Genomic DNA, 16,430 nt, shown 5'->3' on the forward strand with positions numbered 1-16,430 from the left:
AAAACATTTATACATAATAAACAGTGTTTCTGTTCATTTTATTTGGCTTAACTATTATCTCTTGATAGTGTTGTGCTATTCATTATGACAGGGGCTGATAACAATTTTAAACTCTACCTTATGAAAAAAACAAAACAAAACCATTATGTATTAAGGATATCCTTATTCCTTTTTCTGGTGATGTTCATTCCTAATCTTCTTTTGGCGCAGCGGGTCTTGCGTGGTAAAGTGGTTAGTGAAGACGGTACACCATTATCGAATGCGAGCATTCAGGTAAAAAATCAAGCTACCAGTACGTCAAGTGGTGCTGATGGCTCTTTTTCTATTAATCTTCCATCGGGAAGATCTACGCTTACGGTTTCTTACATTGGATTTATCAGTCAAGATGTGGCCGTAGGAGAAAATCAAAATAGCATCACCGTGACTTTATTATCTGAGACGACTTCGTTGGAAGATGTAGTCGTGGTAGGTTATGGTACACAACGTGCAGAGGCCGTGACGGGGTCGGTTTCCTCTATTCGTGGTGATGCCTTGCGTGAAGTGCCTTCGGCGAATATTTCACAGGCTTTGCAAGGTCGTCTTCCTGGGGTGGAGTTGACACAAACTTCTTCTCAACCAGGTGCTGTCATGCAGATAAGAATTAGAGGTTCTCGCTCGCTGTCGGCAAGTAATGATCCGTTAATTGTGTTGGATGGAATTCCGTTTCCAGGCTCTTTAGCTGATATCAATCCAAATGATATCAAAAGTATAGATGTTCTAAAAGATGCTTCGGCTACAGCAATTTATGGTTCTAGAGGTGCTAACGGGGTCATCTTAGTGACCACAGACAAGGGCAGTGCGGGACAACAGGCTCGTTTCAATTACAATGGTTTCGCTGGGGTACGCGATTTGTTTGCGCGGTATCCGATGATGAATGGTCCAGAGTTCGCAGCATTGCGTAAAGCGGCTGGTCAATATTCGAATTCATTGGATGAGTCGGATGATACGGATACAGACTGGCAAGATCTATTGTATACGAAGGGCTTGATGAATAGCCATGATATAGGTGTCAATGGAAGTACACAAGGAGGCGTTTATTCCTTTAATGCAGGGTATTTAAACGATAAAGGTGTTATCCCTACGCAAGAATTCAAAAGATATGCTATTCGCGGAAGTTTAGACCAAAGCATTGGACAGTATGTTCGCGTTGGTTTTACGACGAATAATAACTTCAGCATCAACCAAGGTGGTAATGTGGGCGTATATGGCATATTGAGTATGTCTCCATTAGCAAATCCTTATAATGAGGATGGTACTTGGAAAAGAACGATTAGAATGCCTCTAGATGAGCCTTGGTCATATTCTAGAGATGTAGTTAATGATTTAAAAGACCTTTGGTTAAGTCAAAATAGAGCTTATGGTACATACAATACTTTATATGGGGAACTAAGCATCCCAGGAATCGAGGGGCTTAAATATCGTGCAAATTTGGGTTTAAACTACCGTCAAAATAATAGCGGAAGTTATACAGCGAGTGGTATTAACAGTACCAATCCCGAGACAGTTTCTACTGCTTCTATAGGCAATGGAATGACTACAGATTGGGCTATTGAAAATATCCTTACTTACGACCGTGTTTTTGCGGAGAAGCACAACTTTAATGTGGTAGCCCTTTATTCGGCTTCAGAAAACCGTTTCAATGATTCTCGTGTGAATGCACGTGATATTCCAGCGGATGCATTTCAGTTCTATAATCTAGGTCAGGCAGCGGGAGAGATTACAGTAAATCCAAATGAACAAAACTACCGTGTCAGCGGCTTGATGTCGGTGATGGGTAGGGTCATGTACTCGTACGATAACCGCTATATGTTGTCTGCTACCTTGCGTTCGGATGGTTCTTCGCGCTTAGCGAAAGGTCATCAATGGCATACCTATCCAGCGGTATCTGCAGGTTGGAATATCGGTAATGAGTCTTTCATGAAAGATACGGACTGGGTGAATATGCTGAAGGTGCGTGTGGGCTATGGTCAGACTTCGAATCAGTCAGTAGCGCCATATGCTACGTTGGGAAGATTGAGTACTCGTCCTTACAATTTTGGTGATGAATATTCTACGGGATATTATGTGACGGAATTGCCTAATCCTTCTTTGGGATGGGAATATTCAGAGACTGTTAATTATGGTTTGGATTTCGGATTATTTAACAGCCGTTTATCGGGTACTATAGAGTATTATTCGACACAGACGAAAGATTTGCTGTTGGGTGTAGGCTTGCCAGCTACGTCAGGTGTAAGCAGTTATACGGCGAATGTAGGTCAGACACAGAATAAAGGTATTGAGTTGTCACTAAATGGTGTCATTCTGGATAATAAGAATGGCTGGACGTGGGAAGCTGGATTAAATCTTTATGGCAATAGAAATAAATTAGTAGCCTTGGCTTCGGGTGCTACACGTGACGAAGGTAACTGGTGGTTTGTAGGACATCCTATTGACGTAATTTATGACTATGAAAAGATTGGGCTTTGGCAAGAGGGTGATCCGCATTTAAATGTTTTAGAACCAGGAGGTAATGTGGGTATGATTAAAGTTAAATATACAGGAGACTACAATGCGGATGGTACACCGGTACGTGCTATAGGCGCGGATGATAGACAGATCATGAGTATTGAACCAAAAGTCCAAGGTGGATTCAATACGCGTGTAGCTTACAAAGGTTTTGATTTGTCGACAGTGGCAGCCTTCAAGAGCGGAGGTACGCTAATAAGTACTTTGTATTCTTCTTCGGGTTATTTGAATATGATGAGTGGCCGTCGTAACAACGTACAGGTAGATTATTGGACGCCAGAAAATACTGACGCTAAATATCCTAAACCTGGGGGCATCATGAGTGGTGACAATCCAAAATATGGTAGTACACTCGGTTATTTTGATGCCTCTTATTTAAAAATCCGTACGATCTCATTGGGGTATAATCTGGATAATAATCAGTGGATAAAAGATATGGGTGTAAATAGATTGAGAATGTATTTCACTGCGCAGAATCCATTTGTGCTATTCTCTCCGTATAAGGATGAATCAGGTATGGATCCTGAAACGAATTCTTATGGTAATGAGAATGCGGCTGTAGCGTATTCACAAAATTTGAGAAGATTATTAACAATTGGTACGAATGCTCCAGCTACGCGCAGCTATATACTGGGTATTAATTTAACATTCTAAAAGATAACGAAATGAAATATATACGTACAAAAACAATATTAGGTGCAGCATTTTTGATGCTTAGTGCAGCAAGTTGTACACATATTTTGGATGAACAGCCGCGTAGTATTTACGAGCCGGGATTCTTTAAGACCGAAAAGGGGGTACATGGCGGGTTGACTTCGATGTATGCACACTTGAGATATATTTATGGTCAGGCGTATTTCTACAATACTACACTAACAGGTACGGATGAGGTGACCTGGGGACAAAGTGCTGATGGAAACTTCAAGGACATGGACTTGTCGGGTGTAGGGGAGATCACGCCATCAACCAGTAGAGCGGATGTCTTGTGGGGAACAGCATTCTCTAATATCAATACAGCAAGTGGTATTATTGAGAATGCCAGTGATGTGGGAGTATCGGATGCCTTAATTGCAGAAGCTCGATTCTTTAGAGCATTTGACTATTTTCAGTTGGTGCAAACATTCGGTGGTGTGCCTTTGGATTTGGGAGCAGGTGTATTGAGATTTAATACCAGTCCAGTAAGAACTTCGGTACGTAATACCGTGCCCGAAGTGTATACGCAAGGTATTTTTCCTGATTTAGTGCAAGCTATTAATGAATTGCCTGTGACGCCACGTGTCACAGGTGGAGCGACACAAACCTTAGCGCGCTTGTATTTAGCAAAAGCTTATCTCACTTATGCTTGGTGGCTAGAGAACCCGAATAATATTCCTACTTATCCACAAGCTGATCGTGTTGATCCGGATGGACATAATGCACAATGGTATTACCAAAAAGCTTATGATATCGCGGTACAAGCTATTGACAACCCAGGTCCTTTTGGTTTACAGCCTACATTTTATGATGTGAATCTTGGTCCTAATGACCGCAACAACGAAATATTGTTGTATGCTGACCATACAGAAAGTAGCGAATTTTACAATGGTAGTAGCTTGACCTATGCCAATGGTGGTGCTCCAGATAACTTTGCGGGTTGGATGATGACTTGGAACTATACTGATATCCGAAGCGGAACGAATCCTGATGGTTCAGGCCCTGTAAGTTCGGTTCAGCGTGAAGCAGCGCAACATTTGGGAAGACCTTGGACGCGTATGGCACCGACAATTGGCGCTATTACCAATACATTTGCCGATAAAACAAATGATTCCCGATATGATGGTACTTTCGTAACCGTATATCGCGGCAATTGGCCAAAAGGAGGGGTTAATAATGCGACTTTGTATAATGCCAACAATCTTCCTGTAACCCCTGGCGCTCCCATATTATCTTTCTTAAATGAAGAGCCTGCTACAGCAATTACTTATCCAAGTGGAGCTGGAAGTAGCAATATAGGCGCGGGTACACTTCCTGGAAGAGCAGATTACGTAGTGGGTCCTCAAGGTATAAGTAGAATAGTTTATCCAGGCCTTTGGAAGTTGGGTCCTTACCGTACGGACAATGGAACAGGTCTAGGTCAGCCGAATGCAGCCAGTACAAGACCATATAATATTGCTAAATTCTCTGAATTGTATTTTGTAGCCGCTGAAGCTGCAGTAAAAGGTGCAAATGTGCAAGCAGGCAAATCGGCTAGAGACCTTATCAATGTGATACGCGCAAGAGCAGGTAAATGGAAGTGGAGCAATAGTGGCAATGCAGCAAAAGTAGCAGATAATAGTGCTACTTTACTGAGTCAGACTCCTGCTACTATTACGATCAACTATATCTTAGCCGAACGTTCACGTGAATATTTTGGAGAAGGGTACCGTTGGTATGACCTGGTGCGTACACAAAAATGGAATGAATTAGCTTCTTCATATAGAATCGCAGGGGTCGCAAAAGGTGATCATAATGCGGTGACAGTTAATCGTACAATATTACCACATCATTACCTTCGTCCCATTCCACAAGGACAGATCGAATCTATGCTGATGTCCGACGAAGAGAAAAAGAGTTATCAGAATCCTGGTTACTAATTCTGCTAACAGTATCAATACAGATACAGCCAAAACTAACCCTATTGTCTAGCTGTATCTGAATGAAAATGCCCTTTATCCAAAAGATAAAGGGCATTTGCTTTTGCAAGTGCAAAAAAAGTTAAGATTTCAAACTTGATTTTCTTACAATCAAGTCTGTGTTTAAAACTACTGTATTGGTTAAATTAAGATTGCCATTTCCAGTAAAATGATTAAGCAATATGCGCGCAACTGTTTCTCCCATTTCTACACCCGGATAATTGATGGTGGTAATAGGAGGCTCCGTGACTTTGGAGATAATATCATTGTTAAATCCTACCACAGCAATATCTTGTGGAATGCTAAAACCATGATGGCGAAGGGTGGTTATGGCTACCGCAGCTGAAGAATCGCTTGTGAGAAAAATCCCATCAGGCACATTCTGTTTTTTTACGATTTCATCTTCTATATAGTTCACAATAGCGCTTTCGGTCATGTCGTTAATCACAAATAGTTCTTCCTTAAAAGCGATGGAATAATCTATTAAAGCCTTTTTATATCCCTCAAAACGATCACGATAAACATTTCTGTGCATGTCATTGGTGATATGGAAAATCTTTTTACAACCTTGTTCAATAAGATGTTGTGTCGCTGTATAACCTGCTCTGAAATTATCAATAACAACTTTGGTAGAAGGAAGTTCTTCGGCTATACGATCAAAGAACAGTAAAGGAATTCCTTTATCTATAAATTTTTTAAAATGGCTGTAATCTCGGGTGCCGTTACTTAGGGAAACAATTAATCCATCTACACGGCTATTATACATCGTCAAGGCGTTGTTTTTTTCTTTTTTTTCGGATTCCAACGATTGGCTGATAATTAAATTATAGCCTGCATTATTAGCCACTTTCTCGATACCGGCGATTACAGAAGACATAAAAAGACTATCTAATCTTGGGATAATTACCCCAATCGTGTTGGTTGTTTTCTTACGGAGATTACTAGCGAATTTGTTGGTTTGGTAGCCCATGTCATGGGCAGTTTTCAAAATTTTGTTTTTAGTCTTTGTATTGATTGCAGGATGATTACTTAAACCTCTACTCACCGTAGAAGGCGAGATATTAAGTGCTTTAGCAATATCGTATATGGTTATCTCTTTGTTTTCCATATTTAGGTTGTTTCATATATAAATATAACAAATGCAATTTGATATTGCAATCGGTTGCAATTTATTTAAAATATTAGTTATACTTTTTTAAAGTAGTTGCTATTTGAAAGGAAAAGTCTATGCTTACCAAATTGTGAAGAAGTTCTATGTAGCACATGATAAGAATTGACTGAAGATAGAGACAAAGAAGAGGCTTAATCTGAAAAAATCCTTATTTCTTTGTTTTATGATAATTCAATATACAAGTGGATAATAAACCTACTGTATATTTTATAAAAGCAAACAAATTATAGACTAAATAAAATTTCATTTCCGCATGAATAAGAATTCTTGGACGCATTTGAAGATCCCTACACTAACTACCTTTTACATCTACCTTATTTTTGGAGGTTTCTTGCTTTCTCAAGTACATCAATTAAAAGCACAGGAGCGCATTGCGCCAGCTTATCCACTTATTACACACAATCCTAACTTCAGTATTTGGTCTATGACCGACCAATTGAACGGATCGGTTACAAAACATTGGACGGATGCAGAGCATTCTTTATTGGGAGTCGTAGAGGTGGACGGACAGTTATACCGTTTTATGGGCAAAGAGCCTGCTTATTATACTTCCGTTTTACATACGGCTGAAGAGAAAGAATTTGAAATAGATTATACGCTGAGTGCACCTCAAGGAGATTGGAAAGATTTATCGTATGATGCAAAAGATTGGAAGAAAGGTACTGCGCCTATAGGGGATAATGGTGACTACAGAACGAAATGGACTTCGGACCAAATATGGGTACGTCGCATGTTTACTGTGGAGAATCCAAATAGTATTAATGAGTTGTTTCTGAAACTGAATCATGACGATAATGTAGAAGTCTTTTTAAATGGAAAGTCTGTTTACCGGAAGAATGGTTGGACCAATAGTTTTACTTATATCCCGTTAAATAAAGCGGATTTAAGAAAAGGAAATAACAGTATTGCTATTGCTTTAAAAAATACGGCTGGAGGCAGATATCTGGATTTTGGATTGGTGGACAAACCTAAAGTGAAAGGTCCTAGCATGCAGGAAGCTATTCAACAGAATGTCCAAATAACTGCTACCAGTACAATTTATAATTTTAAGGCAGGGGCAGTGGATTTGAAGGTGACCTTTACATCGCCATTATTGATGGACGATTTGAATTTGTTAGCAAGACCTATTTCCTATATTACGTATAGTTTAAAATCTAATGACAGCAAATCGCATAAAGCCAAAGTTCTTTTGTCTGCTTCCTCGAATATCGCGGTTTACAGAGCGAGTCAAGAAGTTGAAGCCAAGCAGTACACTACCAATAGTTTGGATATACTAAAGGTAGGGACAGTAGAACAGCCCTTCTTACAAAAAGCTGCTGATGATATGCGTATTGATTGGGGGTATTTCTATGTGTCTACTCAAAAGAGGGATAAAGCTATACAATATATTTCTTCAGGTGCAGAGGCTATAGGTGATTTCCGGCAGGGGAATACGAAGAGTGCTTCGGTATTAAATGGAAAAACGTTAGCATTGAATACAGTGTTACCTTTTGATCAGGTAACAAAGAGTGAAACCAGCAAATTCATCAAGTTGGGTTATGATGAGATCTGGGCGATTCAATATTTTAAACAAAATCTTAGACCGTATTGGAATAATACTGGAAATGAAGTGTTCGATACACAATTGGAGAAAGCTGCACAAGAGTACAAATCCGTAATGGCCAGATGTGCTGCTTTTGATAAAGAAATGTACGCTGAAGCTTTGAAAGCTGGTGGAGAAAAATATGCCCACCTGAATGTCTTGTCTTATCGACAAAGTATTGCTGCACATACGTTGGTGAAAAGTCCTGACAATGAATTATTATGGTTGTCCAAAGAAAACAATAGTGGTGGTTTTATAAATACTGTGGATGTGACTTACCCTTCAGCACCTTTGTACTTATTGTATAATCCAGATCTATTAAAAGGCATGCTGACTGGTATTTTCTATTTCACGGAAAGTGGTCAATATCCTTATCCATGGGCTGCACATGATTTAGGAACTTATCCTTTAGCTAATGGACAGACTTACGGAGAACCCATGCCTGTAGAAGAATCTGGTAATATGGTCATTCTTACGGCGGCAATCAGCAAAGTGCAAAACGATTTGAGTTATGCCAAAAAGCACTGGAAGACGTTGACCATGTGGACAGACTATCTGGTAAAAGAAGGTTTTGATCCGAAAACACAATTGTGTACGGATGATTTTGCGGGTCATCTTGCACGTAATGTAAATTTATCAGTGAAAGCCATTGTTGGAATAGCCTGTTATGCGCAGATGGCTGAAGCGTTAGGAGAGAAGGAGACGGCTCGAAAATATAAAGCTATATCCAAACAGATGGTTCAGAATTGGGTAAAAATGGCGGATGCTGGAGATCATTATGCTTTGACTTTTGATAACAAAAATACCTGGAGCTTGAAATACAATTTGGTGTGGGATAAAGTGTTAGGTTTGGATTTGTTTCCAGAAGAAGTTTACGACAAAGAGATGAAGTATTATTTGACCAAACAAATGAAGTTTGGTGTGCCACTCGATAATAGAAGTGCTTTTACGAAGAATGATTGGATCATGTGGACAGCGGCATTCGCTCCACAAATAGAACAGTTTGACGCATTAGTTGATAGAGTGTATTTCCATGCAATGAATGGACCTACTAGAGTTCCGCTAAATGATTTTTATAACGGTGAGACTGGTGTGCGAGAAAATTTTAAAGCAAGGAGCGTAGTGGGCGGATTTTTTATGAAAACGCTGGCAGAGCGAATGAATAATAAGTGAGATTTATAATGGTTGTTTAAATATATAATAAATGTAAATGTTTGTGAAAGAGCTTGATGAATATCAAGCTCTTTTCATTTTTTCTTAGATATTTCTTGATTTCAATTCTTTGTTCAAAAGACTTATATTAATAAGAACAGGAAGAAAAGTTATAGGTAGAGTAAACATAGGTAAAAGTGTGGCAAAAGATACTTTTGTGGTGGCCTTATTGACTAAAATGTAGATCAATACACCTGCAATCACTATAAACCCAATGCCAAAGGCAATACTTATTCCTTTAAATTGTGCTTTCTTCTTTAGTAAATCTTCATTGGACAAATCCTTATAAATGTTTTTGCTCATCGTTGGTGTTTTTAGGTTTTAATTTGGGTTTATGTAAAAAAATAATACTTCTTGCTTATAATCCATCAATCTCTTTAATAAATTCCTCTACAATATCTTCTGGAGTAGCCCAAGAAGTGATAATTCGAATAGCGGAATTATTGTCGTCTATATTTTTCCAAACGTAAAAATCATAGCGCCTAGCGAGTTTTTCAATTGCTGCTGGAGGAAGTATAGGGAAAATCTGATTTGTTGTTGATTCAGTAAGAAAGGAGAATCCTCTCTTAGAAAAAGCCGAAGCAATTTTCTGCGCCATGGAATTGGCATGTGTAGCTAATTTGAAATACAGATCGTCTTTAAATAATTCTAAAAATTGAATACCTAGAAGTCTGCCTTTTGCCAAAAGCGCTCCTTTTTGTTTTAACACATAATCAAAGTCTTCTGCAAGTTGTGGTTTATTAAAAACCACCGCTTCGCCTAATAATGCTCCATTTTTAGTACCTCCAATATAAAAAACATCCGTATGAGATGCTATATCAGCTAAAGTCAGGTCATTATTGGCTGCAGTAAGAGCATGACCTAAGCGTGCTCCATCCATATAAAGCAAGAGATTATGTTGTTGACAAAAAGTATACAGTTCTTCTAATTCTTCTTTTTGGTAGATAGTACCTATTTCTGTAGAATTAGAAATATATACAATACGAGGTTTTACAACATGAGGACGCAATGTATAACCATTCAATACTGTAGTAATAGAATCTGGACTGAGTTTTCCATCTGCAGTATCAACAGTAATAACACGATGCCCTGTAGCCTCAATCGCACCCGTTTCATTGGCGAAAATATGACCAGTCTGTGCGCTAATAACGGCTTCGTGAACACGCAACAAAGAAGATATCACAATAAGATTAGACTGGGTTCCGGCAGAAAGAAAGAAAATTGAAGCTTGGGGATTAAGAAGTTTTGACCATAATAGCTCTTTCGCTTGAATAGAATATTCATCTTGACCGTACCCATTTTGTTGGATGAGATTCGTTTCGATGAGTTTCTGTAGGATATTAGGATGTGCTCCTTCGGAATAATCGTTTTTAAAACTATACATTTTTCTTTTCAAGTAGAGTTGTCAGCGCTAATTTACATTTTCATTCTATTTAAAGGTGGTTTTTATTTGATAAAAGTGAACAAAAAAAGCAGAATCATAAAATTCTGCTTTCTACTTTTATTCTTTAGCTCTTTCATATTGTGGCAACCATTTGATATCTGCTCCTAAATCTTTAGCAAATTGCTTAGTCAAATGCGGATTCTGTAGAAATCCTCTCGCTATAAATATCAAATCCGCCTTATCTTCTTCTAATATTAGTTCGGCTTGTGTAGCTTTTTTGATTAAGCCTACCGCTCCAGTAATTATCCCCGTCTCCTTTTTGATTCTTTCCGCAAAAGGGACTTGATAATTTTCCATCACGGGTATTTGCTGATGACGTACACATCCACCACTAGAAACATCCATCACTTCAACACCTAAATTTTTAACCAAATTCGCTAAACGTACGGATTCCTCGATATCCCAGCCGCCTTCAGCCCAATCCGTGGCAGATATACGCAACCAAAGTGATTGATTCATCAATACCGAATTTATAGCTTCAATAATTTCGATCAAGAAACGAATTCGATTTTCGAAAGAACCTCCATATGCATCTGTTCGCTGATTAGCTAATGGAGACAGAAATTGATGGATTAAGTAGCCGTGTGCCGCATGAATTTCTATAATATCATATCCAGCTTCTACTGCTCTTTTTGCCGCTTCTTTAAAAGCTTCGACGAGCTGTTTTATCTCGCTAATAGATAATTCAACTGGAGGAACATCTGATTCATTAAATGGAATAGGAGATGGCGCAACCGTCTGCCATCCATTGGGATGAATAGGAGGAAACTGGCTTCTCGAGAACCAAGGCTTATCTGTCGATGCTTTACGCCCTGCATGAGCGAGTTGGACTCCAATAGCTGATCCCTGTTCATGTACAAAATCCACTATTTGCTTCAGTGCGGGTATATGTTCATCTTTCCAAATGCCCAGATCACCGTAAGATATTCTACCTTCAGGAACAACAGCAGTAGCTTCTTGAATTATGGTGCCCACTTGTCCAATAGCAAACTGTCCCAGATGAACTAAATGCCAATGATTAGCAAAGCCATCTTCAGCACTATATTGGCACATCGGAGAGACTACCAATCTATTATTTAAAGTATGTTTTTCTAATTGTAAAGGATTAAATACAATACTCATAGTTTTCTTTTTTTACGAATTTAAGGGAATACAAATTAGGACAAGAAGTGTTCCTAGTTCCTTTACCTCTAAATGACTTTATTCTACATTCACTTTACAATGGGGTGCATGAAGGACTGGAAAATTACATGAATTCGCTATAAAACATAGTTTATTCGCTTCCTTATGTAAAGATAAAGCTAGTTCTACCTGTGACGCATCTTGGATAATTACTTGAGGATTTATTTGTACTTCAACAATCTTTCCAGAACCATCAGCGTAAGTTTCTAATATAGCTTGAGCTTGATCATTATACTGCAAAACTTCAACATTATTTTTAGCACAAACATAAAGATAGGACATCATATGGCAAGACATCAAACTGCTCAACAGCAGGTCTTCTGGATTATGTAAATCAGGGTCCCCTTTGAAAGCTTTTGCTGCAGATACAGAAAGTGTCTCTTTTCCTTCTATCGAAATGGTATGCGATTTAAGAAAGATTCTTTTGGTATCTTCTTGTGCAGATTCTATTTTTTCCCAAGAGAGTGTAGCTTTAAATGTGTGCTTATGAATCATGGCCTAAAAGTAATAATCTTCTAGCAGTGTAAGGAATAGATAAATTTTATGTCAAAAAAATATAGCTGGACTTCCACAAGGAAAAACCAGCTATTTAAAAAAATGAAAGACGTTAGGATGAAGTTTCCAACTACTCATTAGGCATGTTGAGCATCATGTTTTCCTTCCGCAAATTCTTCGACTATTTTTCTATTAAAAGCAGGTAAATCATCAGGTGTTCTACTTGTAACTAAACCTTGATCAGTTACCACTTCACTATCTTCCCATAAGGCTTGTGCATTGATTAGATCTTTTTTGATAGCGGCAACAGAAGTAATTTTTCTGCCTTCAACTACTTCAGCGTCAATTAATACTTGAGGACCATGACAAATAGCTGCTACAGGTTTGCCTGCTGAAAAAAACTCACGTACAAAGCTTAAAGCTTTATCATTGACACGTAATTTGTCAGGGTTGATAACACCTCCTGGAATTAATAAACCGTCATAATTGGTAACTTGAGCTTCTGATAAATTGATATCTACAGGATAATCTTGATCCCAATCATCACCTTTTTTAGAACGCACGGTGTTTTCTTTTGGTGAGATAATGTCAACTTGTGCCCCAGCTTCTTCTAAAGCTTCTTTAGGACTCGTTAACTCAATTTGTTCAAAACCATCTTCTGTTAGTATCGCAATTCGTTTTCCTTCTAGTTTTCCCATAACTTTTTATTTATAATGTTTTTGATTGTTGTTAAAATAGAACAATAGACAATGTAAATAGTTCGTTATGCAAGCGTAAGTTTATAGGAAAATTCCTGTATTTGAGTAATATAAATTGTATTTTTAAGTTATATCGATTATAACATATATTCACAATTCTATCTATGCAAAATTTAAAAATTCTATCTATTTTACTGGCCTTTTTAGCTTGCTCTTTCCTTAGCCAGGCTCAAGAAACTAAGTATAAAACTTTTTCGAACATTAGTTATACTAAACAAACTGATAGCTACAGCAAAGAGCGGTGTAAATTAGATGTGTATTATCCAGAAAATAAAAAAGATTTCATTACTGTAATATGGTTTCATGGGGGGGGCTTGACTGGTGGAAATAAAGAGATACCGAATTATTTAAAAGAGAAAAATATTGCTGTGGTGGGTGTGGGCTATCGCTTTTCACCTCAAGCTAAAGTCGCGGATATTATTGAAGATGCTGCTGATGCGGTCAAATGGACTTTTGATAATATACAGCAAATGGGAGGAAGTAAAAAGAAGGTTGTTGTGGCAGGTTATTCTGCAGGAGCTTATCTTACTTTAATGCTGGGATTAAATCAACAATATTTGAATAAAAGAGGTTTAGATCCAAAAGATTTATTTGGTTTGGTATCGTTTAGCGCGCAGACTATTACACATTTTACAGCGCGAAAGGAAAAAGGTCTAGAAGAATTACATCCTACGATAGACGAACTAGCTCCGCTATATTGGGTGAGAAAAGATATTCCCAGATTATTGTTGTTGACAGGTGGTCGCGATTTGGAAATGATGGGACGTTATGAAGAGAATGCCTACTTGTTGAGAATGCTCAAATTACATGGGAATACAGATGTGGAATTATATGAATTGGAAGGTTATGGGCATAACATGGATTATCCAGCCTATCCACTACTAATTAATGTGCTAGATAAGTGGTCTAAGTAGTTATTTTAAAAAATTTATTTAAAAGTCGAATAGTAATATTCGGCTTTTACTATTATTCCAAGCTTTAAAAAGGAACATTTTTCGTAAGCAATTGTTAGATTCTTAAAACAGAAAGGATTGAGAATGGGAATACAACAATCAACTACAAACAACACATTACTTTCAGCTCCTAAGCATTTATCGAGAAATAAGCGAATACCTAAAATTCTGGAAAATCAAATTCTAACGGCTTTAGCGCATTATCCAGAATTAAAAAATACCAATATCCGATTTGTCTTTACCCGAAAGTTGAAATCTTCTATTATGGCTGCACGGCCTGTAGTCCAGACTTTGCTTGGTCCACGACATCAAAGAACTTACGAGATTCTGATTAAGCCTGTCTTTAAATTGAGACATAGTATACAACCAATACATCGGGTTTCCGATGAAGTCTTGATTGGATGGATAGGTCATGAACTGGGACATATCATGGACTATGAACAAAGAACTACATTAAGAGTAGCGAAATTTGGCTTATTATATTGGCTTTCCAAACGATATATCCGCAAGGCGGAACGTGTAGCAGATACCTTTGCAGTGAATCGTGGAATGGGGTCATACATTCTGGCTACCAAGGATTACATTTTGAGTCATGCCGAATTGCCTCAGAAATACAAAGACAAAATAGCAAGATTATATTTATCTCCCGATGATATAGTGGAATTGGTTGCTAAATTGGAAGAGAAAAACTCCACAGAGAAACAAGAAGAGCTTATTAAAGAAGAAACCGATATAGTGGAAGAAATCAATACCGAAAGTAATTCCTAGCACTATATCGGCTTGTAGCTCATTATAGAGTTTTAATATAATTTTCGAATTCCTCGAAGTCTTCTTCTTTCATTACGCGAGGAATTTTTGTTTGCCCACCTAATTTTTTGAAATTTTCACTCCAACTGTAGAAGTGTGTGACAGGAATAACGTTGACCTGCACATCATCCAACGCTTGATGTCTAGCCACCTTATAATTTTTATTGTTTTCCTGTAGTTCTAGATCTAAAAACTCTTTTATTTCAGCAGAATTTTGAACTTGATCTGCTCCTAAGTACCAACGATTAATATTCTTATCGCCGTCTTTTATCGATGCCACCGTAAATTCACTGATATGCAGGTTGAATTTTTCTTCTAGCTTTTGGATAGCATTATTCATTTGATGTACAGAAAGCTGTTCACCCACCACATTTAGAAAATGCTTGGTACGTCCGCTGATAATGATTTCTGCGCGTTCTTTGTCCGTAAACATGACCGTATCGCCAATCATATAACGCCAAGCTCCCGATACCGTTGAGATCAAAAGGACATATTCCACACCTTCTTCCACTTGATCGACAGTAAGCACCTGGGCATTCTGTTTTACACAACCATTATCATCCATGTTGTCTTCCGAGAAAGGAACGAACTCAAAGAACACACCATTGTCCACGATGAGTGCCATCCCACTCGTATCGGGTCTTTTTTGAGTAGCCAGATATCCTTCGGAAGCCAAATAAGTATCGATGTAAATCATAGGTTGTGCAAAGAGTTTTTCAAAACTTTTGCGATAAGGCCCAAAGGCAACACCACCTGTGGTGTACACACGAAGATTCGGCCAAATATCATGAATCGTTTCTACTTTGTTGAATTTTATAATTTCTTTCAGTAGAATTTCTGACCAAGAAGGAATTCCAGTCATGCTGCCAATGTCCCAATTTTTAGCGGCTCTAACTATTTTGCTTACACGTTCATCCCATTCTTTGCTGTTCGCAATTTGCCGTCCAGGCTTATAAAATTTTCTAAACCACAACGGAATATTAGCGGCAGAAATACCACTGATCTCTCCTTCTAAAAATCCATTGTTTTGACGCAATTGGGTGCTGCTTCCCAACATCATAATATCTTTTTCGAAGAAATCTGCGGGTAAATCAAAGTTTTTCAGCGAGAGAATCTGCTGGATACCAGATTTTTTAATTGATTCCAGCATATCATCAGTCACGGGAATAGCCTTGCTGTTACTTGTCGTTCCGCTACTTAATGCAAAATATCGCTGTCCACCAGGCCAAGTAATATTTTCATGTCCTTCGTGTAGATAATGCCACCATTCTTCGTGAATCTTGTCATAATCATAGATTGGAACTTGCTCCTGGAATGCTTTGATGGGATCCGCTTCCAAAAGAATATTCTCAAAATTGTATTTTCTGCCGAAAGCTGTGTTTTTTGCCTTTTGCAGCAAAGAAATTAAAACTTCTTGTTGTGCTTTAATAGGTTCTGGATCTGAACTAATAATCCCAGTAACACCAATTGCTCGTTTTATAATCTCACCAATGATTGCCATAAATAGTTTGTTTTTACCGTAGAACAATCAAATCTGAGCTCGGTTGAATTCTATAACATTATTGAGAAGCTAAAAAAACAAGAGTACAATAAGCATGATCAGCCTACCCAATAGAATTATACTCAAGGGT

General features: G+C 38.1%; 12 protein-coding genes. 5 read left to right on the plus strand and 7 right to left on the minus strand.

From position 1 onward, the window contains the following. The first annotated feature begins 120 nt into the window (after positions 1 to 120). Positions 121 to 3,198, plus strand: a complete 3,078-nt coding sequence (locus G5B32_RS00385; RefSeq protein WP_165289515.1) for a SusC/RagA family TonB-linked outer membrane protein — start codon at positions 121 to 123, stop codon at positions 3,196 to 3,198. An 11-nt stretch (positions 3,199 to 3,209) separates the two neighbouring features. Continuing rightward, positions 3,210 to 5,156 carry a RagB/SusD family nutrient uptake outer membrane protein gene (locus tag G5B32_RS00390; protein WP_165289517.1) on the plus strand — a complete coding sequence of 649 codons (1,947 nt, stop codon included), beginning with the start codon at positions 3,210 to 3,212 and terminating at the stop codon, positions 5,154 to 5,156. Between the two features lie 121 nt (positions 5,157 to 5,277). Here the strand turns inward: G5B32_RS00390 and G5B32_RS00395 are convergent, their stop codons facing one another. After that, entirely contained in the window at positions 5,278 to 6,303 is a 1,026-nt protein-coding gene (locus G5B32_RS00395) for a LacI family DNA-binding transcriptional regulator (RefSeq protein WP_165289519.1), read from the minus strand. A 316-nt stretch (positions 6,304 to 6,619) separates the two neighbouring features. On the opposite strand from G5B32_RS00395, the gene G5B32_RS00400 reads away from it, so the two are divergent. Next, positions 6,620 to 9,121 (plus strand): glutaminase family protein, encoded by a 2,502-nt coding sequence (locus G5B32_RS00400; RefSeq protein WP_165289521.1) that lies wholly within the window; start codon positions 6,620 to 6,622, stop codon positions 9,119 to 9,121. A gap of 84 nt (positions 9,122 to 9,205) precedes the next feature. Here G5B32_RS00400 and G5B32_RS00405 read toward each other — a convergent pair whose 3' ends face one another. From G5B32_RS00405 to G5B32_RS00425, 5 genes are all read right to left on the minus strand, one after another. Beyond that, positions 9,206 to 9,463: a hypothetical protein gene (locus G5B32_RS00405; protein ID WP_165289523.1), complete on the minus strand. Its 258-nt coding sequence runs from the start codon at positions 9,461 to 9,463 to the stop codon at positions 9,206 to 9,208. 55 nt (positions 9,464 to 9,518) lie between these two features. After that, positions 9,519 to 10,544 (minus strand): threonine aldolase family protein, encoded by a 1,026-nt coding sequence (locus tag G5B32_RS00410; RefSeq protein ID WP_165289525.1) that lies wholly within the window; start codon positions 10,542 to 10,544, stop codon positions 9,519 to 9,521. A 117-nt stretch (positions 10,545 to 10,661) separates the two neighbouring features. Beyond that, positions 10,662 to 11,726: an NADH:flavin oxidoreductase/NADH oxidase gene (locus G5B32_RS00415; RefSeq protein WP_165289527.1), complete on the minus strand. Its 1,065-nt coding sequence runs from the start codon at positions 11,724 to 11,726 to the stop codon at positions 10,662 to 10,664. A gap of 78 nt (positions 11,727 to 11,804) precedes the next feature. Continuing rightward, positions 11,805 to 12,281 (minus strand): OsmC family protein, encoded by a 477-nt coding sequence (locus tag G5B32_RS00420; RefSeq protein ID WP_206366751.1) that lies wholly within the window; start codon positions 12,279 to 12,281, stop codon positions 11,805 to 11,807. A gap of 137 nt (positions 12,282 to 12,418) precedes the next feature. Then, positions 12,419 to 12,979: a type 1 glutamine amidotransferase domain-containing protein gene (locus G5B32_RS00425; RefSeq protein WP_165289528.1), complete on the minus strand. Its 561-nt coding sequence runs from the start codon at positions 12,977 to 12,979 to the stop codon at positions 12,419 to 12,421. Between the two features lie 164 nt (positions 12,980 to 13,143). Here G5B32_RS00425 and G5B32_RS00430 point away from each other — a divergent pair, with 164 nt between their 5' ends. After that, positions 13,144 to 13,953, plus strand: a complete 810-nt coding sequence (locus G5B32_RS00430; RefSeq protein ID WP_165289530.1) for an alpha/beta hydrolase — start codon at positions 13,144 to 13,146, stop codon at positions 13,951 to 13,953. Positions 13,954 to 14,076: 123 nt separating this feature from the next. Beyond that, positions 14,077 to 14,760 carry a hypothetical protein gene (locus G5B32_RS00435; protein WP_190301351.1) on the plus strand — a complete coding sequence of 228 codons (684 nt, stop codon included), beginning with the start codon at positions 14,077 to 14,079 and terminating at the stop codon, positions 14,758 to 14,760. 22 nt (positions 14,761 to 14,782) lie between these two features. On the opposite strand, the gene G5B32_RS00440 is transcribed toward G5B32_RS00435, so the two are convergent. After that, positions 14,783 to 16,300, minus strand: coding sequence for a GH3 auxin-responsive promoter family protein (locus G5B32_RS00440; protein ID WP_165289532.1), 1,518 nt, complete (start codon positions 16,298 to 16,300; stop codon positions 14,783 to 14,785). Positions 16,301 to 16,430: the final 130 nt, after the last annotated feature.

Source organism: Sphingobacterium sp. SGL-16 (genome assembly GCF_011043515.1).
Taxonomy (GTDB): Bacteria; Bacteroidota; Bacteroidia; order Sphingobacteriales; family Sphingobacteriaceae; genus Sphingobacterium; species Sphingobacterium litopenaei.

Bases quoted from the DNA above. Each gene is read 5' to 3' on its own strand.
- G5B32_RS00390 (WP_165289517.1), top strand. From the start codon at position 3,210: ATGAAATATATACGTACAAAAACAATATTAGGTGCAGCATTTTTGATG.
- G5B32_RS00405 (WP_165289523.1), bottom strand. From the start codon at position 9,463: ATGAGCAAAAACATTTATAAGGATTTGTCCAATGAAGATTTACTAAAG.
- G5B32_RS00430 (WP_165289530.1), top strand. From the start codon at position 13,144: ATGCAAAATTTAAAAATTCTATCTATTTTACTGGCCTTTTTAGCTTGC.
- G5B32_RS00440 (WP_165289532.1), bottom strand. From the start codon at position 16,300: ATGGCAATCATTGGTGAGATTATAAAACGAGCAATTGGTGTTACTGGG.
- G5B32_RS00435 (WP_190301351.1), top strand. From the start codon at position 14,077: ATGGGAATACAACAATCAACTACAAACAACACATTACTTTCAGCTCCT.
- G5B32_RS00415 (WP_165289527.1), bottom strand. From the start codon at position 11,726: ATGAGTATTGTATTTAATCCTTTACAATTAGAAAAACATACTTTAAAT.
- G5B32_RS00400 (WP_165289521.1), top strand. From the start codon at position 6,620: ATGAATAAGAATTCTTGGACGCATTTGAAGATCCCTACACTAACTACC.
- G5B32_RS00385 (WP_165289515.1), top strand. From the start codon at position 121: ATGAAAAAAACAAAACAAAACCATTATGTATTAAGGATATCCTTATTC.
- G5B32_RS00395 (WP_165289519.1), bottom strand. From the start codon at position 6,303: ATGGAAAACAAAGAGATAACCATATACGATATTGCTAAAGCACTTAAT.
- G5B32_RS00410 (WP_165289525.1), bottom strand. From the start codon at position 10,544: ATGTATAGTTTTAAAAACGATTATTCCGAAGGAGCACATCCTAATATC.
- G5B32_RS00425 (WP_165289528.1), bottom strand. From the start codon at position 12,979: ATGGGAAAACTAGAAGGAAAACGAATTGCGATACTAACAGAAGATGGT.
- G5B32_RS00420 (WP_206366751.1), bottom strand. From the start codon at position 12,281: ATGATTCATAAGCACACATTTAAAGCTACACTCTCTTGGGAAAAAATA.